Genomic DNA, 20,285 nt, shown 5'->3' with positions numbered 1-20,285 from the left:
ATGGCCCAACAGGCTTGATGTCGTGGGGACTTGGGGCTACGGCAGCAGCGACACGAGCCCCGTGTCGAGGTCGAAGCGGGCCGCGACGACGTGCGCGGAGGTGAAGGCGGGGTCGGCGCGGATCGCGTCCCGGACCCAGGCCGTGTGGGCCCGCATGGTGTGCTCGGCCCAGTCGCCGGGCAGGGCGCGGGTGCGGCGCGCGGCCGGGCTGATCTCGTCGACCAGGAGCGCGAGATGGCCGGGTACGGGGGCGCCGGTCTCCAGGTGGGCGAGGGTCGCCGACACCGCGCCGCAGCGCTCGTGGCCGAGCACCAGCACCAGGGGGATGCGCAGTTCCTCCACCCCGTACTGGATGGACGCGAGCACCGCCTCGTCCAGGACCTCGCCGGCCGTCCTTATGCACAGCAGGTCGCCGAGGCCCTGGTCGAAGACCAGCTCCGGCGGCACCCGGGAGTCGATGCAGCCGACGATCACCGCGAACGGGTGCTGTGCGACGGCCAGTTGGTGACGGAGTCGGCGGCTCTCGTCCGGGTGGCGGGAGTGGTCGGTGGCGTAGCGGCGGTTGCCGTCCAGGAGTTCGGCGAGCGCGGCGGGGGCGGTGGCCGGGTGGGGTGGTGGGCCGACGGCGGTGGCGGTCGTAGGGGCGGCGGCCAGCGCGCCGACGGCGGTGGCCGTCAGAAAGGCCCTGCGGTTCGAGGCCATGCGTTTCCTCAGGTGGTGAGCGTGAAATCACCCTACGCATGCGATCAGTTACCGAGAGTGCCGGTTTAACGACACTTGACTGATCCCTCGTCAGATCATCGATCGGTCATCAAGGGGCCATTACTTCGTGATGCCGTGCTGCTTCGCGTACGTGTTCGCCACGTCCTCCGGGTCCTTCTTGTCCTTGTCCACCTGGCGGTTGAGCTCGGTGAGCTGGGCCGTGGTGAGGAGGTTCCCGAGCCGCGCGAGCGCCTTGCGGACCGTGGGGTCGGCCACGCGGTCGGCGATGAGCGGGACGATGTGCTGGCTGGGGATCAGGGTCTTGGGGTCGGTCAGGACGACCCAGTCGTTGGCCTTGATGTCGGTGTCGGTGGTGAACAGGTTCGCCACGTCCACATCGCCCTTCTTCAGCGCGCCCTTCACCAACGGCCCGTCGGAATCAAGGGACTTGAACTCCTTGAACTCGATGCCGTAGACGTCCTTCAGTCCTACGACGCCCACCTGACGGGTCTTCACCTCGGCGGAGGCGCCCAGGGTCAGCTTGCCGTTGTGCTTCGCGAGGTCGGCCAGCGAGGTGAGGCCGTACTTCCTGGCGGTCGCGCGGGTGACGGCGAAGCAGTCCGCGTCCTCGGCGATGCCGTAGGCCAGGACCTGGAGGCCGGAGGGGAGGGCGAGGGTGAGGGCGTTCTGCATCTCGCCCGGCTCCGCGACCTTGGACTTGGGCTGGAGGTAGGTGAGCAGGGCGCCCTGGTACTCGGGGAGGAGGTCGATGTCGCCGCTCTTGAGGGCGGGGAAGACGATCTCGCGGGTGCCGAGGTTGGGGCGGACCTTGACCTTCACTCCGGCCGCTTCGAGGGCGGCGGCGTAGAGGTAGCCGAGGACCTGGTTCTCGGTGAAGTTGGCGGTGCCGATGGTGACGCCGTTCTTGCTGGAGGCGTTGCCACCGCCGGCCGAGCCTCCGCCGTCCAGCGAGGTGACACCGCTGGAGCACGCGGACAGGACGGGGACGGCGACGGCCGTTCCGGCGAGGGCGCCGAGGAGGGTGCGACGGTTCATTTCGGGTTCCCTGGTCGGGTCGGGTGAAGTCTGTAGTGCCCCGAGGGGCAGCGCGCCCTGAAGGGGCGCGGGGCTGTATCGATGTGCGGCTACCGCCGCGATGGGGGTCCCCCCGGTCGAGCGAAGCCGAGAGTGGGGGAGCGACCAGCCACGACGAAGCCGCAGACGATCGACGGCATATCGAGCGAAGGGCTCACGCCGTGCGATGACGGAAGAGGAAGCGCTGAAGCCCGGAGAGACCGAGGTCCAGCACGATGGCGACAACGGCAACAAGCACCGCCCCGCCCAGCACTTGCACAAGATCCCGCTGGGCGAGTCCGTCGAAGACGAAGCGGCCGAGGCCGCCGAAGGAGACGTACGCGGCGACGGTGGCCGTGGAGACCACCTGGATGAGGGCGAGGCGCAGGCCGGTCATGATCAGGGGGAGCGCGAGGGGCAACTCGACCTGGAACAGGACCTGGTGGCCGCGCATGCCCTGGCCGCGTGCCGCGTCCTTCACGTCCGGGTCCACGGCGGTCATCCCGGCGTAGGTGTTCGTGACGATGGACGGGACCGCGAGGGCGACCAGCGCGATGTACACCGGCCACATCGACAGGCCGCTGGCCAGGAAGACCAGGACGACCAGGCCGACGGTCGGCAGGGCGCGGCCGAAGGAGGCGAGGTTGATCGCGAGGAACGCGCCCTTGCCGGTGTGGCCGATCAGCAGGCCCAGCGGGAGGCCGATCGCGGCCGCGATGAGGGTCGCGAGCAGCGAGTACTGGAGGTGCTCGGCGAGGCGGTGCGCGATGCCGTCCGAACCGGCCCACTGGGAGCCGCTGGTCAGCCACTTGCCGAGGTTCTTGAAGAGTTCGAACATCAGGCTCGCCGCCTCGTCCAGGGAGTCAGTACGTACTGAAGGCCGACCAGCAGGGCGTCCGCGACCACCGCGAGCAGCAGGGTCAGGACCACGCCCACGATCACCGGCGTCGGGAAGTCGCGCTGGAAGCCGTCGGTGAAGAGCTGGCCGAGGCCGCCGTCGCCGATGTAGGTCGCGACCGAGACGAGCGAGATGGACATCACGGTCGCGATGCGGACGCCTGCCATGATCACCGGGAGCGCGAGGGGGAGTTCGACGGTGAGGAGCGTGCGCAGGGGGCGCGTGCCCATCGCCTTCGCGGCCTCCTTCGTCTTCGCGGGGACCGAGTCGAGGCCCTCGACGGTGTTCCGCAGCAGCACGACCAGCGTGTAGACCGTCAGGCCGATCACGGTCGTGGTGCGGGTGAGGCCGCTGATCGGGAGCAGGAGCACGAAGATCGCGATCGACGGGATCGTGAAGAGGACGTTCGAGAGGCCGAGCAGGAAGCCCCGGAGCGGGCGGACGCGGTGGGCCACGACCGCCAGCGGGAGCGAGATCAGCAGGCCGAGGAAGACGGCGGTCATCGCGGCCTGGAGATGCGAGAAGGTGAGGCTGGTGAGGTCGTCGGTGTGGTCGCCGATCCACGACCAGTCGACGCTCATGCCGCGATCCTTGCCTCGGCGTGTGCCTGGCCCGCGTGGGTGTGGATGTCGTCGCGGGAGGTGACGCCGGTGAGGACGCCGTTCGCGTCGACGCGGGCGATCAGGCCGTTCGGGGAGGCGACGGACTCGTTGAGGGCGGCGAGGAGTGAATCGCCGTCCGTCAGCGGTCGTACGGGGATCTCGGCGCCGTCCGTGGCTTTGGCCGCCCAGTGGAGGGGCTTGCGCGCCTCGTCCACGACCAGGGTCCAGGTACCGCCCTCGGGGGCCGGGCCCTGCGGGACCTCGGCGAGGGTGGTGAGGGAGAGCAGTTTGAGACCGCGCTCGGCGCCGAGGAAGTCGGCGACGAAGTCGTCGGCCGGGCGGGCGAGGAGTTCGGCGGGGGCCGCGCACTGGACGAGGTGACCGCCGGTGCGGAAGATCGCGATGCGGTCGCCGAGCCGTACGGCTTCGTCGATGTCATGCGTGACGAAGACGATGGTCTTGTTCAACTCCTTCTGCAAGCGCAGGAGTTCGTCCTGGAGCTGGGTGCGGACCACCGGGTCGACGGCGCCGAAGGGCTCGTCCATCAGGAGCACCGGCGGGTCGGCGGCGAGCGCGCGGGCCACGCCGACGCGCTGCTGCTGGCCGCCGGAGAGCTGGTGCGGGTACCGCTTGCCGGCGTCGGGGGCGAGCCCGACGGTCTCCAGCAGCTCGGCCGCGCGGGCCCGCGCCTTCTTCCGTCCGTGCCCGAGGAGCAGCGGCACGGTGGCGATGTTGTCCAGCACCGTGCGGTGCGGGAAGAGGCCCGACTGCTGGATGACGTACCCGATGGAACGGCGCAGTTCGGCCGCGTCCTGCTGGGTGACGTCCTTGCCGCCGACCTTGATGACGCCCGAGGTCGGGTCGATCATCCGGTTGATCATCCGAAGGGTGGTCGTCTTGCCGCAACCGGAGGAACCGACCAGTACGGTGACCCCGCCTTCCGGCATCTCCAGGGAGAGGTCGTGAACTGCTGTCGTGCCGTTGGGGAAGCGTTTGTGGACCGCGTCGAACTGGATCATGAGTTGTCCCTTGCCCGGCTGTATAACGTCATGCAGAGTTCTCGGTGTCTGAATAGTTTGTCAATGTCTCCGCGTTAATCCGAGGTAACGGATGCCCGGCAGGCAAGATCGAGTGTCCTAATTGAGGGGAGTTCGTCACTTTATGTCGTCTCAGATTGCGGACGCCTCTGATGTGGCGCTGTCCGGCGGCACCGATCTGGTCGTCCTCGACGGGGTCGGCTTCGGGGTCACCGACGTCGTACGCCTCGCCGACGGGGACGCCCGCCCGGTCCCCGGCACCGATGCGATGAAGCGCGCGACCGAGTCCTGGGACGCGGCCCGCCAGATCGCCGCGACCGGCCGCGTCTACGGCCGCTCGACCGGCGTGGGCGCGAACCGGAACGAGGACGTGCCCACGGAGGCGGCGGCGGAGCACGGCCTGCGGCTCCTCCGCAGTCACGCCGGCGCGATCGGCGACGAGCTTCCGGCGCGGGAGGTGCGGGCGATGCTCGCCGTCCGCGCGAACCAGTTGCTGGCGGGGGGTGCGGGGCTCCGGCCGACTGTTGTCACGGCGTTGTGCGAGGCGCTGGAGAACGGGGTGTATCCGGTCGTCAACGAGTTCGGGTCGGTGGGGACGGGGGACATCGCGGCGCTGGCTCAGGTGGGGCTGGCGTTGGTGGGGGAGCATCCTTGGCGGAGTGTCTTCGGCGATCCCGGTCTCTCTGGTGGTCCCGGTCGTGTCGGCGTTCCCGGTCGTGTGGGCGTGCCCGGTCTTGTGGGCGTTCCCGAGCCCCAACCCCTGGACAACAACGACGCGTTGGCGATGATCAGCAGCAACGCCCTCACTCTCGGCCAATCCGCCCTCGCTCTGCACGAGTTGAGGGGGCTCATCGGGGCGACGCAGGTCGTCGGGGCGTTGTCGTTGCTTGCTGTGGACGGGTCGCACGAGCCGTATGCCGCGCCTGTGCATGCCGCTCGGCCGCATCGGGGGTCGACCGAAGTCGCGCGGCGGATGCGGGAGTTGATCGGGGCCGCCGACCGGCCCACCCCTCCGCTCGGGCGGATCCAGGACCCGTACGGGTTCCGGTGTCTGCCGCAGATCCACGGTCCCGCGCACGACGCGGCGGACGCGTTGGAGGAGGTGCTGGCGATCGAGATCAACGCGGCCGCCGAGAACCCGTTCATCTCCGCCGAGGACATGACCGCCTACCACCACGGCGGCTTCTACCAGGCCCAACTCGTCCTCGCCCTGGACCACTTCAGGCTCGCGCTCACCCAGGTGGCCCGGCTGTCGACGTCCCGGCTCTCCTCGCTGAACGAGCCCGGGTTCACCCGCCTCAAGCCGTTCCTCGCGGACAACGAGGCCGCGTCCTCCGGGGTGATGATCCTGGAGTACGCCGCCGCGGCGGCCCTCGGCGACCTGCGGGCCTTCTCCGCTCCCGCCTCGCTCGGGCACGCTGTACTCTCCCGGGGCGTCGAGGAACAGGCCAGCTTCGCCTCGCTCGCCGCACGTCAGACACTGCGCGCCTGCCGCGCGTACCGTCTCGTCGTCGGCTGCGAACTCGTCGCCGCCGTACGGGCGTTGCGCCAGCGCGGGCTGCGGCCCGACCCGGAACTCCCGGTCGGCCGCGCGCTGGAGCTGGCCGAATCGGTGCTCGACGACGAGACGGCGGACCGGCCGCTCACGGACGATGTGACGGCGGCGGCGGGACTGCTGGACCGGTTCACGGAGATCTGGAGGGGGAGCGCGTCATGAGCGTGGACAGGAGTGTGGACGGGAGTGCGGACGGGAGCATGGGCGGGAGTTCGGATGCGAGCGTGGACTCGGCCGTGGACAGGGGTGTGGGTGTGACCGACAGCCCGGCCGCCCGGCTGCAGGCGCTCTTCGAGGGGCACCGGCTCACACCGACCCAGCGGCGTATCGCGCACAGCATGGTGCGCCGCGCGGCCGACGTGCCGTTCCTCTCCAGCGTCGAACTCGCGGAACTCGCCGGGGTCAGCCAGCCCTCCGTGACCCGCTTCGCGGTCGCCCTCGGCTTCGACGGCTACCCGGCGCTGCGCAAACACCTCCGCGAGGTCGCGCCCTCCGAGTCGGCCCCGGACACGGCGTCGTACAACGAGTACCAGCAGGCCGTAGAGGCCGAGATCGAGAACCTCAAGCACCTCGCGGAGATACTGGCCGACCCCCGGCCGGTCGCGAAGGCCGGCCGGCTGCTCGCCGCGTCGCGTCCGCTGCCCGTGCTCGGTCTGCGCGCGGCGGCCTCCCAGGCGTACGGCTTCGCGTACTTCGCCGCGAAGGTCCATCCGGACGTACGGCTGCTCAACGAGGGCGGCACGATGATCCATGACCGGATCGACGCGGCGGTGCGGGCCGGTGCCAGCGCCCTGCTGTGCTTTGCGCTGCCGCGGCATCCGCGTGAGGTCGTCGACACGTTGGCGTACGCGAGGGAGACGGGGCTGACCGTCGTCACCGTCGCGGACTCGGCGTTCGCTCCTGTTGCCAAGGTGTCCGATCTGCTGATTCCGGCCGCGGTCGGGACGGGCCTCGCCTTTGACACGGCGTGTGCGCCGATGCTGCTGGGGCGGGTGTTGCTGGAGGCGATGTGTGACGACTTGCCGGATGCGCAGGCGCGGTTGGAGGAGTTCGACGTGCGGGCGGCGGCGCGGGGGTTGTTCGTGGAGTGACGAGTTCTGGGCTGGCTTAGGCGGGATTGTCGGGTGCGGGTGCGTGGGGGCTGGTCGCGCCCCGCGGCGGAGCCGCCGATGTCACAGCCCCGCGCCCCTGGGGGGTTGCGCTTGCCGAGCCTCATCTGCTGAGTTCTCAGACTCGTCTCACGTTCGCTCACTAGTCTCCCCGCACTACGGAACTGTGCCGGGACGACCAGGAGGCGGGACGTGGCGCGCGGAGATCGGAGAGTTCAGGGGCTGGCCCGGGTGGCTGTCGTCGTGCGGGCCGGGGCCGCGCCGATGTGGTGGTTCGGGGTGCTGGCGGCGGGTGTCGGGGTGCTGCTGCCCGGTGTCACCGGGCGGCGGATCGGGGTGATGGCCGGGGCCGCGCTGTTCATCGTCGCGGCGGTCGTGGTGGCGTACGCGCGGCGTCGGCGGTACACCGCGCTGGCCCGCGGGGCCGCCCGGGCCGGGAAGCACGACGTGCTCCAGGACCGTGCGGTGAGCACCCGGAACTGGCGTCGGGCGCACCGCTGGTGGCTCGTCCTCGCCTTCGCCCTCGCGCTGGCCAGTGGGTTCGCCGTGCCCGCGGCGGGCGGGATGCTGCTCGCCGGTGCCGGGACGGGGCTGCGGCTGAAGGCCGCCTGGCTGGGGCGTCGCGAGCGTGCCGACGACGCCCTGCTGTGGATCCGCGTCGACTGGCTGGACAAGCGGCACGGCGCCCCCGCCGGAAAGCCGGTCAAGGGCTACCGCTCCACCGGTATCGCCGCGGGCGACGCGACCCCGGGCGGGGCGCGCCGCCGTAGCGACGTCTTCGCGTAGCCGGGGCTCGGCTACACCTCCAGGTCCGCCTCGATCTTCTTCAACTGGTGCCTGGCCATGGCCAAGTTGGCCCGGCCTGCGTCCAGGACCAGGTAGAGGAACAGGCCGTTGCCGCCGCGGCCCTTGAGCAGGCGGATCAGGTGGTACTGGCTGGACAGTGTGATCAGGATGTCCTCGATCTCGCCCTTCAGGCCGAGGTGCTCCATCGTGCGCAGCTTGGAGCGCACGACGTCGGTGTTCCCGGCGGCGGCGACGCCGAGGTCGAAGGTCTTGCTGCCGCCCATCGTGCCGAGCGCCATACCGCTGGTGTAGTCGACGAGCGCGACCCCGGTCGCGCCCTCGATGGAGGTCAGCGCCTCTTTGAGGGAGGTTTCGGTGTTGGCCATGACAGTGCTCCTTTGGTCCGTTCAACTATCCGTGGTGGTGCGCGCGTTGGTGCCTGTGGTGGTGCGTGGTGCGCGCGCTGTTCTCGTTCGTGCGGTGGTGGTTTTCGGGGGCGCCTTGGCGGGCGGCGCAGGGTCGGTCCGTTCCTCGGCCACGGCGGCTTCGGCGGCGGCCGCGACCGCCGCCTCGGCGTCGACCAGCTCGCCGATCCGGGCCCCGGCGCGGCGGCCCTCCAGCAGCAGCCGGCCGACGTGGACGCGGTCCTGGGCGAGCACGGTCAGCACGGCGCCGCGGCCCGCCGCGTAGGTCGCGACATAGCCGTAGACCCCGCGCACGATCAGCTCGCGGAAGTCGCCCTGCCCGGTCGCGTCCGCCATCCGTACGGCCACGCCGAGCGCCGTCACGGTGAGCGCGGCGACCCGTTCCGGCTCGACGCCCGGGGTGTCCTGGGCCAGGACGAGACCGTCGACGCCCGCCGCCAGTGCCCCGGTCAGCTGGGGCACGCGGGCTCTCAGCCGGCGCAGCTCGTCGAGGATCTCTGCCTCGGAGGCCATCGGCTCTCTCCTCTCGGCGCGTGTTCGCTGCCACTCAAAGGGCCTCCAGCGCATCTCTGAGCCTCTTCAGCAAGGTGATGTCGGGATCGGTGACGTCGGGCAGGGGAGCGGCGGCGGGCGCGGGCGGGCGGGGCGAGACGAGCCCCGCCGACACCAGCCGCCGGACGTCCAGCAGCGTGGGGTACGCCCGCCTCCCCAGCGCCCGCGCGATGTCCGGCGCCGTCCGGACGCCGTCCACCTGGGCCAGCACCGCCGCCTGCCGGGCGGTGACCGGCGGCGGCGCGACGGGGTCGGCCCGCACCAGCGGCGCGCCGTCCGTCGCCGCGTCCGGCCACACCCGGTGCAGCAGATCGCGGCGGCGCAGGGTCTCGCGCTCCAGTGCGGCCACCGGAACCGGCCGCACGGAACCGAGCGGATGCGTGACGCCGTAGCGGAAACGGCCCGGGGTGCTGCTCGGCGCGAGCACGAAGTACGCCGCGTCGTACAGGGCCCCGAGATGGCACAGTTCCAGCGCGCCGGGGCTCAACAGGCCGCCGTCCAGCAGGAGTCGGGTCGTGGCGTGCCGGTCGTCGGTCGCCTTGGCCGCGGCCTCCCAGGCCTCGGTGCGCAGGGTGCCGTGCGCGGTGAGGAGGAGGTCGAGGCCGGGGGCGGACGGGCTCTCGGCGTGCACGACATGGCCGTCGACGAGGTGCAGGCTGCCGCGCTCGCGGACGAGGACGCCGGTGGCCTCCTCGGCGGCTAGCCGGGTCAGCATCGGGGAGACGCCGCCCCAACCCCGGTCGCCGGCATCGGACTTGGTCCGCACGGGCAGCCGGGGCGGCGGGGTGGTGGGTGTGGCCTTGACCGCGGTCATCCCAGCACCAGCCGTCCGGCCATCTCGCCGAGCCGGATGCGGGCCAGCGCGAGATTGCCCTCCGCGCGGGTCAGCCACAGATGCAGGAACACACTGCTGTCGAAGGACGTCCGCACGAACCGCAGCACGTGATAGCTGTCGCGGTTGCTGACGATCAGGTCCTCCAGCGGAGGATCGCCGGCCGCCTCGCCGTCCTCCCCGACGGACGCGAACGCCCGGTGCTCCGCGGCGAGCCGCGCCAGCTCGGCGGCCTCGGCGGCACTGGCCTCCTGGTCACCCCCGGGTGACTCTCCTACGACGCCCAGGGCCAGCCCGCTCGTCCAGTCGACCAGCGCGGCGCCCCGGGCACCGGGCAGTCGCATGGCCTCCAGTAAGCACTCGTCGATTCCGGGCACCGTGGCTCCCCTCCCGCCTGCGGTTCGGCTGAGTGACGACGAAGCTACGCACCGTGTGGCCGAGGGGTGAGGGATCTGGCATTTTCCAGTGGAACATGCACCCGAGTGACTAAGGTGGGTCAACTGACCCCGTTTTCACACGAGTTGCATGGGTCAGTTGAACCCTGCTCGCACGGGCGTGCGTCAACGGCGCCCGGGCGTCCGCAGGGTGGTGAGCGCGGCGGCATGCGCCCCGCCGGATTCGGCCACGATCTCCGCGACCGTCTGCGGCTTCCGCACGGTCGCGAACGACACGCCCCCGGAGCCGTCCCGCACGAAGCCGTAAATGCCGGGCCGGGCAAGGGAGTTGTAGGCGTAGTGCGCCGCGAAGTAGTACGCCCCGGTGTCCAGCGCGGCCGCGTAGTCACCCTGCTCCAGCAGGGGCAGGGCCTGTCCCTCGGCCAGCAGATCCCCCGCGAAGCACGCGGGTCCGGCGACGTCCTGCACCACGTCCGCCCCCGACTTGGGCCGCCCCTTCCCGTCGTAGGCGGCGATCCGCAGCGGCCAGGACTGCGGCGCGTACACCGTCCGCGTCGCCACCTGCACGCCCGCGTGCGTGATCGCGATCGGCCGCCCGCCGGCACTCTTCGCGTACTCGACCCGGGCCACCACCGTGCCCTGCTTGGCCAGCATCGACCGCCCGAACTCGGTCACCAGCCCGTACCGCCCGTCGAACAGCCCCGGGACCGCTTCCTTGAGCAGCCGCGCGTACTGCGCGTAGGTCGGGGTCGTCGCGTCCGAACCGAAGTTCACCCCCAGGCCGCCGCCGATGTCGAGCGTGTCGATCTGCGGCCGCCCGAGCCGGGAGTTGATCTCCTCGGCCAGCTCGTACGTCTCCGCGACGCCCCGCGCCAGCAGCGCCAGCGGGATGCCCTGCGACCCGGTGTGCGCGTGCAGCCGGGTCAGCCACGGCCGCTCGGCGTAGGCGCGCACCACCCACTCCCGCGCCCCCTCGTCCCGCAGCGCCACCCCGAACTTCGAGGTCGCCGTGGCCGTGGAGAGCGCGGCGATCGACCCGCCGCCGATCTGCGGATTGACCCGGATCCCGAGCGGGGAGCGACTGGTGGCGGACCGCATCAGCGCGTCGATCCGCTCCAACTCCTGCGGATTGTCGGCGTTCACGGCGATCCCCAGCGCCAGCGCCTCCCGCAGCTCCGCCGGGGTCTTCGCGGGCGCGTCCAGCACCGTCCGCTCCGGCCGTACGCCCGCCGCCCGCGCGAGGGCCAGTTCACCCGGGCTCGCCACCTCGGCGCCGATGCCCTCCTCGTGCAGCAGCCGCAGCACCGGCACGAGCGGACTCGCCTTCACGGCGAACGCGTGCAGTACGGGGGTCCCGGGCGCCGTCACCTCGTCGAACGCCGCGCGCAGCGCCGCCGCCGACTCCCGGATGCCGGTGACGTCCAGCAGGGCGGCGATCGGGGCGCCGGGCCGCAGCAGCCCCTGCTCCACGGCGGCCTGTACGGCTTCGTCCCGGCGGGCGGTGCGTTCGGTGCGGGGGTCGGTGCGGGGATGGGTGCGGGGATCCGTGCCGGGATCGATGCCGTCCGTGTGACCCTGGTTTCCGTCGTTCACTGGAGCCCCCGTCATGTCGTCGCCCATGGTCGGTACATCCGGCCAAACACTCAGAGCCTGCCCACAGAGACGCTCTGATGTATTGACTAGTTCTATTCACGAAGCCAAGATGTGAATAGTTGTAGTAGGAGATCCGCTGAACGCAGTCCGCTAGGAGGCAGACCATGTCAGGACCCCGCCCCGTACGAGCACCCCGCGGTACGGAACTGAGCGCCCTGGGATGGCAGCAGGAAGCCGCCCTGCGGATGCTGCAGAACAACCTGGACCCCGAGGTCGCCGAACACCCCGACAAGCTCGTCGTCTACGGCGGCACCGGCAAGGCCGCCCGCGACTGGCGCTCCTTCGACGCCATGGTCCGCACCCTGCGCACCCTGAAGCAGGACGAGACGATGCTCGTCCAGTCGGGCCGCCCGGTCGGCGTGATGCAGACCCACGAGTGGGCGCCGCGCGTCCTCATCGCCAACTCCAACCTGGTCGGCGACTGGGCCAACTGGGAGGAGTTCCGGCGCCTTGAGGCCCTCGGCCTCACCATGTACGGCCAGATGACCGCCGGTTCCTGGATCTACATCGGCACCCAGGGCATCCTCCAGGGCACCTACGAGACCTTCGCCGCCGTCGCCGCGAAGAAGTTCAACGGCACCCTCGCCGGAACCATCACCCTCACCGCCGGCCTCGGCGGCATGGGCGGCGCGCAGCCCCTCGCGGTCACGATGAACGACGGCGTCGCGATCTGCATCGACGTCGACCCGCGCGCGATCGAACGCCGCATCGAGCACCGTTACCTGGACGTCAAGGCCGACAACCTGCGCCACGCGCTGGAGTTGGCCGTCGAGGCCCGCGACGCCCGCCGCCCGCTCTCCATCGGCCTCCTCGGCAACGCGGCGGAGCTGCTCCCGCAGATGCTCGCCGAGGGCGCTCCCATCGACATCGTGACCGACCAGACCTCGGCCCACGACCCCCTCGCCTACCTCCCGGTGGGCATGGCCTTCGAGGACATGGCCGACGAGGCCGCGAAGGACCCGGCGGGCTTCACCACCCGCGCCCGTGAGTCCATGGCGCGGCACGTCGAGGCGATGGTCGGCTTCATGGACGCGGGTGCCGAGGTCTTCGACTACGGCAATTCGATCCGCGGCGAGGCCCAACTCGCCGGGTACGAGCGGGCGTTCGCCTTCCCCGGCTTCGTCCCCGCCTACATCCGCCCCCTCTTCTCCGAGGGCAAGGGCCCCTTCCGCTGGGCCGCCCTGTCCGGCGAGGCGTCCGACATCCACAAGACGGACAAGGCGATCCTCGACCTCTTCCCGGAGAACGAGTCCCTCCACCGCTGGATCAAGCTGGCCGGCGAGCGCGTCCACTTCCAGGGCCTCCCGGCCCGCATCTGCTGGCTCGGCTACGGCGAGCGCGACAAGGCCGGTGAGCGCTTCAACGACATGGTGGCCTCCGGCGAGTTGGCGGCCCCGCTGGCCATCGGCCGCGACCACCTCGACTGCGGCTCCGTCGCCTCCCCGTACCGCGAGACCGAGGCCATGCTCGACGGCTCCGACGCGATCGCCGACTGGCCGCTGCTGAACGCGATGGTCAACGTGGCGTCGGGCGCGTCCTGGGTCTCCATCCACCACGGCGGCGGCGTCGGCATGGGCCGCTCCATCCACGCGGGCCAGGTCTCCGTGGCCGACGGTACGAAGCTCGCCGGCGAGAAGATCCGCCGCGTCCTGACCAACGACCCCGGCATGGGCGTCATCCGGCACGTGGACGCGGGCTACGACATCGCGGAGCGGGTCGCGGACGAGCGGGGCGTGCGGGTTCCCATGCGCGAGGGTGACGACGCGTGACCCTTCCGGGAGATGAGCGGGGCGGCAACTCCTCGGTGGGGGTGGAGGGTTCGTCGCCGACCGCGGGTCCGGCCGTGCCCACCCGTTCCGCCCTGCGGAACGACTGCCCACGGCCTGTGGCGGGTGACGGCAGTTTGCGGCCGGTGGTCGGTGACGATCGTCCGCGGCCCCTGGCTGCCGGCAGCTCCTTCCACGAGATGTGGCGCGAGTTGCTCCCCATCGGCCGACACCCCGACTCTCACGGCTACCGTCGCTACGCCTGGACCGGTGCCGATGCCGAGTGCCGGGCCTGGTTCGAGGAGCAGGCCAAGTCACGCGGCCTGACCTACGAACTCGACCGCAACGGCAACCAGTGGGCCTGGCTCGGCGACCCCGCCGCCGGGGACGCTGTCGTCACCGGCTCGCATCTCGACTCGGTGCCGGACGGTGGGGCCTTCGACGGCCCCCTGGGTGTCGTGTCGTCCTTCGCCGCGCTCGACGAACTCCGGTGCAGGGGAGCGGAGTTCACCAGGCCGCTCGCCATCGTGAACTTCGGGGACGAGGAGGGCGCCCGCTTCGGGCTCGCCTGTGTCGGGTCGCGGCTGACCGCCGGGCAGCTCACCGTCGAGCAGGCGCACCGGCTGACCGACGGCGACGGGGTCACGCTGCCGCAGGCCATGGCGGCCGCCGGTTACGACGCCGACGCCATCGGCCCCGACCCCGAACGGCTGGCCCGTATCGGCGCGTTCGTCGAACTCCACGTGGAACAGGGCCGCGCGCTGGACCTCTCCGGCGACCGGGTCGGCATCGCCAGCGCGATCTGGCCGCACGGACGCTGGCGGTTCGACTTCCGGGGCGAGGCCAACCACGCCGGTACGACGCGGCTGGTGGACCGGCGGGACCCCATGCTGTCGTACGCCGAGACCGTGCTCGCCGCCCGCCGCGAGGCCCAACTCGCGGGCGCCGTCGCCACGTTCGGGAAGATCGCCGTGGAGCCGAACGGCGTCAACGCGATCCCCTCCCTGGTGCGCGGCTGGCTGGACTCCCGCGCCGCCGACCAGGAGACCCTCGACACGGTGGTCACCGGCGTGGAGAAGGCGGCCCGCGAGTACGCCGAGGCGCACGGCATCGACCTCGACATCGTCCGGGAGTCCTTCACCCCGGTCGTCGAGTTCGACCACGCCCTGCGCGACGAACTCGCCCGAGTCCTGGGGAAGGGGAAGGGGAAGGAGACGGAGCTGACCGTCCCCGTCCTGGGCACCGGTGCCGGACACGACGCCGGAATCCTCTCCGGGAGCATCCCGACCGCCATGCTGTTCGTGCGCAATCCCACGGGCGTCTCGCACTCCCCGGCCGAGTTCGCGGCCGAGGACGACTGCGTGGCCGGGGTGACCGCACTCGCCGACGTACTGGAAGGGCTGGCCTGCAGGTGACGCACCCCACCACGCGGACGTACTGGCTGGAACACGCCTGGCTCGACACCAACGTCGAGCCGGGCGTCGCCCTGGAGGTGACGGACGGCCGAATCACCGCCGTCCGCACGGGAGTTGATGCTCCACCCCCGGGCGCCGAGATCCTCCGGGGCCTCACCCTCCCCGGCCTCGCCAACGCCCACAGCCACGCCTTCCACCGCGCCCTGCGCGGCACCGTCCAGGTCGGCTCCGGCACCTTCTGGACCTGGCGGGAGCTCATGTACTCCTTCGCCGACCAGCTGACCCCGGACACCTACCACGCCCTCGCCCGCGCGGTGTACGCCGAGATGGCACTGGCCGGGATCACGGCGGTCGGCGAGTTCCACTACGTGCACCACGCCCACGGCGGCACCCCGTACGCCGACCCCAACGCCATGGGCGAGGCCCTCGTCGCCGCCGCCTCCGAAGCCGGTGTCCGCATCACCCTCCTCGACACCGCCTACCTCTCCTCCGGCTTCGGACAGCCCCCCAACCGCCACCAGCTCCGCTTCTCCGACGGAAGCGCGGAAGCCTGGGCGGAACGCTCTTCACTTCTCAAGGAACGGGATCACGCGAGGATCGGTGCCGCGATCCACTCCGTACGGGCGGTCCCCGCACGGGAGTTGGCGACGGTGGCAGGCTGGGCCGAGGAGCGCCGGGCCCCGCTCCACGTCCACCTGTCCGAGCAGACCGCCGAGAACGACGCCTGCCGCACGGCCCACGACTGCACCCCGACCCAACTCCTCGCCGAGCACGGGGTGTTGGGCCCCCGCACCACCGGCGTCCACAACACCCACCTCACGGACGAGGACATCGCGCTGCTGGGCTCCACCGGGACGGGCACCTGCATGTGCCCGACGACGGAACGGGACCTGGCCGACGGCATCGGCCCCGCGGTCGCCCTCCAACGAGCCGGCTCCCCGCTCTCCCTGGGCTCCGACAGCCACGCGGTCATCGACCTCCTCGAAGAGGCCCGCGCGATGGAGCTGAACGAACGCCTGCGCACCCGCACGCGGGGTCACTGGACGGCGGCGGCCCTGCTCCGCGCGGCCTCGGCGGACGGCCACGCGGCCCTGGGCTGGCCCGAGGCGGGCACCCTCGAACCGGGCGCCCTCGCGGACTTCACGACCATCGCGCTCGACTCGGTCAGAACGGCGGGCCCGGTGCCCAGGCTCGGCGCCGAGACGGCCGTATTCGCGGCGACGGCAGCGGACGTACGGCACACGGTCGTGGGCGGTCGGCACGTCGTACGCGACGGGGCGCACGCGCTCGTACCCGATGTGCCGCAAGCGCTCGCGCAGGCAGTCGAAGCCCTGCGGGCCCTGACAACCACCCACGAGGACACGATGAGCAGCAGCACCGTCATCACCAACGTCGCCACACTCGTCACCAACGACCCCTCCCTGGGTGATGGCTCTTCCCTCGGTCTGATCCAGGACGCGGCCGTCGTCATCGACGGCGACCGCATCGCGTGGACCGGTGAATCAAGCAAAGCACCCGCCACTGACAACCGGGTCGACGCCGGTGGGCGGGCGGTCCTGCCCGGCTTCGTGGACTCCCACTCGCACCTCGTCTTCGCCGGCGACCGCACGCAGGAGTTCAACGCGCGGATGTCCGGGCGGGCGTACAGCGCGGGCGGCATCCGTACGACGGTCGCGGCGACGCGCGCGGCGAGCGACGCGGAACTGGAGGCGAACCTCACGCGTTACCTGACCGAGGCCCTCCGCCAGGGCACCACCACCTTCGAGACGAAGTCGGGCTACGGCCTGACGGTCGCCGACGAGTCCCGCGCGCTCCGGATCGCCGCCGCGCACACGGAGGAGGTGACGTACCTCGGCGCACACATCGTCTCCCCGGACTACGCCGACGACCCCGCGGCCTACGTGTCCCTGGTCACCGGCGAGATGCTCGACGCCTGTGCCCCGCACGCCCGTTGGATCGACGTGTTCTGCGAGAAGGGCGCGTTCGACGGCGACCAGGCGCGCGCGATCCTGACGGCGGGGCGGGCGAAGGGCCTGCACCCCCGCATCCACGCCAACCAGCTCTCGTACGGCCCAGGCGTCCAACTCGCCGTAGAACTGGACGCGGCGAGCGCGGACCACTGCACCCACCTCACGGACGCGGACGTGGACGCCCTGGCGAGCGGCGCGACGGTCGCTACTCTGCTCCCCGGCGCCGAGTTCTCGACCCGCGCGGAATGGCCGGACGCACGCCGCCTCCTGGACGCGGGCGTCACGGTCGCCCTGTCGACCGACTGCAACCCGGGTTCGTCCTTCACGTCCTCCGTCCCCTTCTGCATCGCGCTGGCGGTACGGGACATGGGGATGACCCCGGACGAGGCGGTGTGGGCGGCCACGGCGGGCGGCGCGGCGGCACTGCGCCGGGACGACGTGGGCCGCATCACGGCGGGCGCGAGGGCCGACCTGATCCTGCTGGACGCGCCCAGCCATGTGCATTTGGCGTATCGGCCGGGGGTGCCGTTGGTGACTGAGGTGTGGCGGCGGGGAACGCGGGTGGTTGCTGGAAGCCGGGGCTAAATCTAACCACTGCGGTGCGCTGTGACTGGTTAGAAAAGACCCCAGCGTCCAGAGGGTGCAGGGCGGGGCGGTGAGGAACCGGGAGCGAGTGGCCGATAGCGAAAACGGTTGGTACCGCGGCGACTGTCACGTGCACTCGACGTGCTCGCACGGCGGCGAGCTGACACCGGAACACCTCGCGAGCACGACAACGCGGACACGCACGCCACTTGGGGCCGGTACGCCGGCGACGACTTCCTGGTGATCCTGGGCCAGGAGGTCACGACCAGAACCGGCCACTGGCTCGCGCTGGGGGTGCGACCGGGGCAGGTGGTCGGCCGCCATCTCGACGAAGTCCATCGCGGTGGTGGGCTGTGCGTGGTGGCGCATCCGCACGCGCCGTACGACTCGGGCACGTTCCTGTACCCGTACGAGGGGTTCGACGTGGTCGAGGTCTGGAACGGCCCGTGGAGTTCGGGCCTGCCCTGGCAGGCGGACAACGAGGCGGCGTTGGCGGAGTGGGGACGGGGGCTTGCGGCGGACATCCGGCGCCGGGGCGGTTGGCGCCCGGCGATGGGCAACAGCGACGCCCACCTGTCGGGCCAGATCGGCGTCCCGCACACCGTCGTCCAGGCCGAGGAGCTGACTACGGACGCGGTGCTCGCCGGGATCCGTGCCGGGCGGAGTTGGATCGCCGGGTCTGCTGCCGTGGAGTTGTCGTTCGAGGTCTCTGCGGGTGCTCAACGGGTCCTGATCGGCGGGCAGTTGGAGCACGGCGATGAACCGGCGATGGCACGGGTGCGCGTGAGCGGCGTGCCTTCAGGGACGGTCAGTTTTCACACCGGGCGGGGGATGGCGCACGTCGCTTCGTTGCCGGGTGCGGGGGTGGGCGAGGTGGAGTGGAGCGTCGACGCGGTGGACTCGGCGTTCATCCGGGTTGAAGTGCGGCACCCCGGAGGGGACATGGCGGCCCTGAGCAACCCGATCATCCTGGGTTGAGGTACTGGCCTGACTTGATGCCCCGTATGAGGTGGGTCAACGGGGCGGGCGTGGTGGTGAGTTCGGTGTTGGGGGTGTCGCTTTCGCGGAGGTGGAGGGCGGTGGGTGAGGTGGCGGCGATTTCTACGCAGGTGTTGCCTTCGCCGCCACCCGAGAAGGTGGACTTCTGCCAGTGCCTGGGCTGGGGCATGGGGGTCCTCACGGTTCCTGTGCCGGGTGCCGTTGGTCAGGCGGCGGGGTGGAACGGATGCCCGGACTTGATGCCGTGTATGAGGTGGGTCAACGGGGCAGGCGTGGTGGTGAGTTGGGTGTCGGGGCTGTCGCTCTCGCGGAGGTGGAGGGCGGTGGAGGTGGAGGCGATTTCTACGCAGGTGTTGCCGTCGCCGCCATCGGAGAAGGTGGACTTCTGCCAGTGGAGAACGTGGTCCATGGTGTGCCTCACAACTCCTTCGTCAGGCGGTGGATGAAGTCCCGGGATGTCACGGGGTCCAGCGCCGCCTTCTCCACCTTACGGAAGAGCGTTCGAAGCTGAGCCAGTTGGGGTTCCGCGTCGATGAACGCGGTACCGGTAGGCGCGTCACGCAGGCCCGTGTCCAGGCGGGGTACCGGGCCGCCCGCGTACATCATCGAGGCGCCGGCACCGGCGAACCCGTCCTGGTCGGTGGGGATGACGCGGACGGTTGCGTGGCCCTGCTCGATCTGGTCGAGGATCCGGCGGAGTTGAGAATGGGACGTCTGCCGGTCGGCCACGCGGATGCGCAGGGCGAACTCGTGGATCAGGGTCTCGTACGGGGTCGGATTCTCGCCCTCGATGACAGTGCGCCGGGTCATCCGGTGCTCAACCCGAGGGGCCAACTCGGCCTCGGGCAGGCCGGGGACCATGTACGTGTACACGGCGCGTGCGTACTCGGGCGTCTGCAGGAGGCCCGGCACGTGGGTGATCACCACCTCGCGCAGGAACGTCGCGTGGTGTTCGACCTCGGCCGTGTCCAGGAAGACAGGGGGAAGCACGCCCCGGTACTCCTCCCACCACCCCCGCGTGCGGTCGGTCGCGAGGGTGATCAGGGCTTCGATCAACGCCTCGTCCGTGCAGGCGTAGTGGGCTGCCAGGCGGCGGACACGTTCGGCGCTCACGCCTGCGACGCCGGACTCGATCTGGCTCATCTGGACGCCGTCGGCCCCGAGCAGCGCTGCGGCTTCCCGGGCTTTCATGCCCGTCGCCTCGCGTAGTTTGCGCAGTTCAGCGCCGAGTCGCAGCCTGCGGGCCGTGAGATGCCTCTTCGGCGGCAACCGGCACCTCCTCGTCTCAACTGCCCTGTGCTCGTAGCTCGTTCGAGGGTCAGAATACGGCAACCACTTGCGCCTTCCTAATCTTAGGAAATACCGTCGGTGATGCGACGTGCACGCTGCGGAAGCGCACCACTCCGTCCTGCCATGACGGCTGCGGCAAGCCACCGCCCGTGTCCCATCAACCACCCCACCCCGCCTCACCCGGAGCTGACCCATGCCCGAAACCGAGCCAGAACCCTGGGAGTACTCCCTCTCCGTCCCACACGATCGCCGTGCCGTGACCGTCTGCCGCCGCACCCTGCGCCTCGTCCTCACCGCCCACGGCCTCATCCGGGTCGTGGACACCGCCGAACTCCTCGCGACGGAGCTGGTGGCCAACGCCGTACTCCACACGAAGGGGCCGGTGATGCTCCGGGTGCGTTGGTCGGCGGGGGTGCTGAGGGTCGGGGCATGGGACGCGGACCCCGAACCACCCGAACCGCCGGGCCAGTTGGAGAACCTCCTGGACGCCGAGGCGGGGAGAGGGCTCGCGTTGGTGCGGGCCTGCGCCGACTCCTGGGGGTGGCAGCCGTTGTCCAGGAACGGGCGGCGCGGCAAGTACGTGTGGTGTGACCTGGACGCCGCCTAGATCGTTGATCACCCCGAACAGATCGGACAGAAA

21 protein-coding genes and 1 pseudogene are annotated in these 20,285 nt (G+C 71.1%); 9 read left to right on the top strand and 13 right to left on the bottom strand.

Annotated elements, in window-relative coordinates:
- Window positions 1–36: 36 nt before the first annotated feature.
- From R2B38_RS15450 to R2B38_RS15430, 5 genes are all read right to left on the bottom strand, one after another.
- Window positions 37–702, bottom strand: a complete 666-nt coding sequence (locus tag R2B38_RS15450; RefSeq protein ID WP_318016745.1) for a carbonic anhydrase — start codon at window positions 700–702, stop codon at window positions 37–39.
- A 120-nt stretch (window positions 703–822) separates the two neighbouring features.
- Window positions 823–1,758, bottom strand: a complete 936-nt coding sequence (locus R2B38_RS15445) for an ABC transporter substrate-binding protein (protein ID WP_318016744.1) — start codon at window positions 1,756–1,758, stop codon at window positions 823–825.
- A gap of 193 nt (window positions 1,759–1,951) precedes the next feature.
- Window positions 1,952–2,614, bottom strand: a complete 663-nt coding sequence (locus tag R2B38_RS15440; RefSeq protein ID WP_033284358.1) for an ABC transporter permease — start codon at window positions 2,612–2,614, stop codon at window positions 1,952–1,954.
- Complete coding sequence (locus tag R2B38_RS15435; RefSeq protein WP_318016743.1) at window positions 2,614–3,255, bottom strand: ABC transporter permease; 642 nt, start codon at window positions 3,253–3,255, stop codon at window positions 2,614–2,616. Before R2B38_RS15435 ends, R2B38_RS15440 begins: the two co-directional genes overlap by 1 nt.
- Window positions 3,252–4,295 (bottom strand): ABC transporter ATP-binding protein, encoded by a 1,044-nt coding sequence (locus R2B38_RS15430; RefSeq protein WP_318016742.1) that lies wholly within the window; start codon window positions 4,293–4,295, stop codon window positions 3,252–3,254. Before R2B38_RS15430 ends, R2B38_RS15435 begins: the two co-directional genes overlap by 4 nt.
- A gap of 142 nt (window positions 4,296–4,437) precedes the next feature.
- On the opposite strand from R2B38_RS15430, the gene R2B38_RS15425 reads away from it, so the two are divergent.
- The 3 genes from R2B38_RS15425 to R2B38_RS15415 all read left to right on the top strand — a co-directional run bounded on the left by R2B38_RS15425 (window position 4,438) and on the right by R2B38_RS15415 (window position 7,763).
- On the top strand, window positions 4,438–6,030 hold the full coding sequence (locus R2B38_RS15425) for an aromatic amino acid ammonia-lyase (protein ID WP_318016741.1): 1,593 nt from the start codon (window positions 4,438–4,440) through the stop codon (window positions 6,028–6,030).
- 38 nt (window positions 6,031–6,068) lie between these two features.
- Complete coding sequence (locus R2B38_RS15420; protein WP_318021689.1) at window positions 6,069–6,959, top strand: MurR/RpiR family transcriptional regulator; 891 nt, start codon at window positions 6,069–6,071, stop codon at window positions 6,957–6,959.
- Window positions 6,960–7,169: 210 nt separating this feature from the next.
- Window positions 7,170–7,763 carry a hypothetical protein gene (locus R2B38_RS15415; RefSeq protein WP_318016740.1) on the top strand — a complete coding sequence of 198 codons (594 nt, stop codon included), beginning with the start codon at window positions 7,170–7,172 and terminating at the stop codon, window positions 7,761–7,763.
- Between the two features lie 11 nt (window positions 7,764–7,774).
- Here R2B38_RS15415 and R2B38_RS15410 read toward each other — a convergent pair whose 3' ends face one another.
- The 5 genes from R2B38_RS15410 to R2B38_RS15390 all read right to left on the bottom strand — a co-directional run bounded on the left by R2B38_RS15410 (window position 7,775) and on the right by R2B38_RS15390 (window position 11,575).
- Window positions 7,775–8,149, bottom strand: a complete 375-nt coding sequence (locus R2B38_RS15410; RefSeq protein ID WP_033284364.1) for a hypothetical protein — start codon at window positions 8,147–8,149, stop codon at window positions 7,775–7,777.
- Window positions 8,150–8,170: 21 nt separating this feature from the next.
- Window positions 8,171–8,701: a roadblock/LC7 domain-containing protein gene (locus tag R2B38_RS15405; RefSeq protein WP_318016739.1), complete on the bottom strand. Its 531-nt coding sequence runs from the start codon at window positions 8,699–8,701 to the stop codon at window positions 8,171–8,173.
- Window positions 8,702–8,735: 34 nt separating this feature from the next.
- On the bottom strand, window positions 8,736–9,554 hold the full coding sequence (locus R2B38_RS15400) for a transcriptional regulator (protein ID WP_318016738.1): 819 nt from the start codon (window positions 9,552–9,554) through the stop codon (window positions 8,736–8,738).
- The gene (locus tag R2B38_RS15395) at window positions 9,551–9,949 is read right to left on the bottom strand and encodes a hypothetical protein (RefSeq protein WP_033284367.1); all 399 of its coding nucleotides are present in this window, start codon (window positions 9,947–9,949) and stop codon (window positions 9,551–9,553) included. Before R2B38_RS15395 ends, R2B38_RS15400 begins: the two co-directional genes overlap by 4 nt.
- A gap of 183 nt (window positions 9,950–10,132) precedes the next feature.
- Entirely contained in the window at window positions 10,133–11,575 is a 1,443-nt protein-coding gene (locus R2B38_RS15390) for a diaminopimelate decarboxylase (RefSeq protein ID WP_318016737.1), read from the bottom strand.
- A gap of 149 nt (window positions 11,576–11,724) precedes the next feature.
- Here R2B38_RS15390 and hutU point away from each other — a divergent pair, with 149 nt between their 5' ends.
- The 5 genes and pseudogenes from hutU to R2B38_RS15365 all read left to right on the top strand — a co-directional run bounded on the left by hutU (window position 11,725) and on the right by R2B38_RS15365 (window position 18,334).
- On the top strand, window positions 11,725–13,389 hold the full coding sequence (gene hutU, locus R2B38_RS15385; RefSeq protein ID WP_318016736.1) for a urocanate hydratase: 1,665 nt from the start codon (window positions 11,725–11,727) through the stop codon (window positions 13,387–13,389).
- A 197-nt stretch (window positions 13,390–13,586) separates the two neighbouring features.
- The gene (locus tag R2B38_RS15380; RefSeq protein ID WP_318021688.1) at window positions 13,587–14,801 is read left to right on the top strand and encodes an allantoate amidohydrolase; all 1,215 of its coding nucleotides are present in this window, start codon (window positions 13,587–13,589) and stop codon (window positions 14,799–14,801) included.
- Window positions 14,798–16,141, top strand: a pseudogene (locus R2B38_RS15375) (formimidoylglutamate deiminase); the annotation flags it as partial. The gene R2B38_RS15380 and the pseudogene R2B38_RS15375, both read left to right, overlap by 4 nt.
- A gap of 24 nt (window positions 16,142–16,165) precedes the next feature.
- The gene (hutI, locus tag R2B38_RS15370) at window positions 16,166–17,356 is read left to right on the top strand and encodes an imidazolonepropionase (RefSeq protein ID WP_318021687.1); all 1,191 of its coding nucleotides are present in this window, start codon (window positions 16,166–16,168) and stop codon (window positions 17,354–17,356) included.
- Between the two features lie 141 nt (window positions 17,357–17,497).
- Window positions 17,498–18,334, top strand: coding sequence for a CehA/McbA family metallohydrolase (locus R2B38_RS15365; protein WP_318016735.1), 837 nt, complete (start codon window positions 17,498–17,500; stop codon window positions 18,332–18,334).
- Here the strand turns inward: R2B38_RS15365 and R2B38_RS15360 are convergent.
- Genes R2B38_RS15360 through R2B38_RS15350 form a run of 3 tightly spaced genes read right to left on the bottom strand, consistent with a single transcriptional unit; the run spans window position 18,321 to window position 19,624 of the window.
- Entirely contained in the window at window positions 18,321–18,524 is a 204-nt protein-coding gene (locus R2B38_RS15360; protein WP_318016734.1) for a DUF397 domain-containing protein, read from the bottom strand. The two genes, R2B38_RS15365 and R2B38_RS15360, sit on opposite strands and share 14 nt — an antisense overlap.
- 36 nt (window positions 18,525–18,560) lie before the next feature.
- A complete protein-coding gene (locus tag R2B38_RS15355) occupies window positions 18,561–18,764 on the bottom strand; it encodes a DUF397 domain-containing protein (protein ID WP_318016733.1) in 204 nt (67 codons plus the stop codon).
- Window positions 18,765–18,772: 8 nt separating this feature from the next.
- The gene (locus R2B38_RS15350) at window positions 18,773–19,624 is read right to left on the bottom strand and encodes a helix-turn-helix transcriptional regulator (RefSeq protein ID WP_318016732.1); all 852 of its coding nucleotides are present in this window, start codon (window positions 19,622–19,624) and stop codon (window positions 18,773–18,775) included.
- Between the two features lie 214 nt (window positions 19,625–19,838).
- Between R2B38_RS15350 and R2B38_RS15345 the strand changes: the two genes are divergently transcribed.
- Window positions 19,839–20,252 (top strand): ATP-binding protein, encoded by a 414-nt coding sequence (locus R2B38_RS15345; protein WP_318016731.1) that lies wholly within the window; start codon window positions 19,839–19,841, stop codon window positions 20,250–20,252.
- Window positions 20,253–20,285 lie beyond the last annotated feature (33 nt).

The sequence above is a fragment of the Streptomyces sp. N50 genome, from assembly GCF_033335955.1.
GTDB lineage: Bacteria > Actinomycetota > Actinomycetes > Streptomycetales > Streptomycetaceae > Streptomyces.
The sequence above is the reverse complement of the archived record's forward strand: the minus strand, read 5'-3'. Positions and strand labels throughout refer to the sequence as shown.

Bases quoted from the DNA above. Each gene is read 5' to 3' on its own strand.
- R2B38_RS15420 (WP_318021689.1), top strand. From the start codon at position 6,069: ATGGGCGGGAGTTCGGATGCGAGCGTGGACTCGGCCGTGGACAGGGGT.
- R2B38_RS15450 (WP_318016745.1), bottom strand. From the start codon at position 702: ATGGCCTCGAACCGCAGGGCCTTTCTGACGGCCACCGCCGTCGGCGCG.
- hutU (WP_318016736.1), top strand. From the start codon at position 11,725: ATGTCAGGACCCCGCCCCGTACGAGCACCCCGCGGTACGGAACTGAGC.
- hutI (WP_318021687.1), top strand. From the start codon at position 16,166: ATGAGCAGCAGCACCGTCATCACCAACGTCGCCACACTCGTCACCAAC.
- R2B38_RS15400 (WP_318016738.1), bottom strand. From the start codon at position 9,554: ATGACCGCGGTCAAGGCCACACCCACCACCCCGCCGCCCCGGCTGCCC.
- R2B38_RS15345 (WP_318016731.1), top strand. From the start codon at position 19,839: ATGCCCGAAACCGAGCCAGAACCCTGGGAGTACTCCCTCTCCGTCCCA.
- R2B38_RS15410 (WP_033284364.1), bottom strand. From the start codon at position 8,149: ATGGCCAACACCGAAACCTCCCTCAAAGAGGCGCTGACCTCCATCGAG.
- R2B38_RS15435 (WP_318016743.1), bottom strand. From the start codon at position 3,255: ATGAGCGTCGACTGGTCGTGGATCGGCGACCACACCGACGACCTCACC.
- R2B38_RS15405 (WP_318016739.1), bottom strand. From the start codon at position 8,701: ATGGCCTCCGAGGCAGAGATCCTCGACGAGCTGCGCCGGCTGAGAGCC.
- R2B38_RS15355 (WP_318016733.1), bottom strand. From the start codon at position 18,764: ATGGACCACGTTCTCCACTGGCAGAAGTCCACCTTCTCCGATGGCGGC.
- R2B38_RS15380 (WP_318021688.1), top strand. From the start codon at position 13,587: ATGTGGCGCGAGTTGCTCCCCATCGGCCGACACCCCGACTCTCACGGC.
- R2B38_RS15390 (WP_318016737.1), bottom strand. From the start codon at position 11,575: ATGACGGGGGCTCCAGTGAACGACGGAAACCAGGGTCACACGGACGGC.
- R2B38_RS15445 (WP_318016744.1), bottom strand. From the start codon at position 1,758: ATGAACCGTCGCACCCTCCTCGGCGCCCTCGCCGGAACGGCCGTCGCC.
- R2B38_RS15440 (WP_033284358.1), bottom strand. From the start codon at position 2,614: ATGTTCGAACTCTTCAAGAACCTCGGCAAGTGGCTGACCAGCGGCTCC.
- R2B38_RS15360 (WP_318016734.1), bottom strand. From the start codon at position 18,524: ATGCCCCAGCCCAGGCACTGGCAGAAGTCCACCTTCTCGGGTGGCGGC.
- R2B38_RS15425 (WP_318016741.1), top strand. From the start codon at position 4,438: ATGTCGTCTCAGATTGCGGACGCCTCTGATGTGGCGCTGTCCGGCGGC.
- R2B38_RS15430 (WP_318016742.1), bottom strand. From the start codon at position 4,295: ATGATCCAGTTCGACGCGGTCCACAAACGCTTCCCCAACGGCACGACA.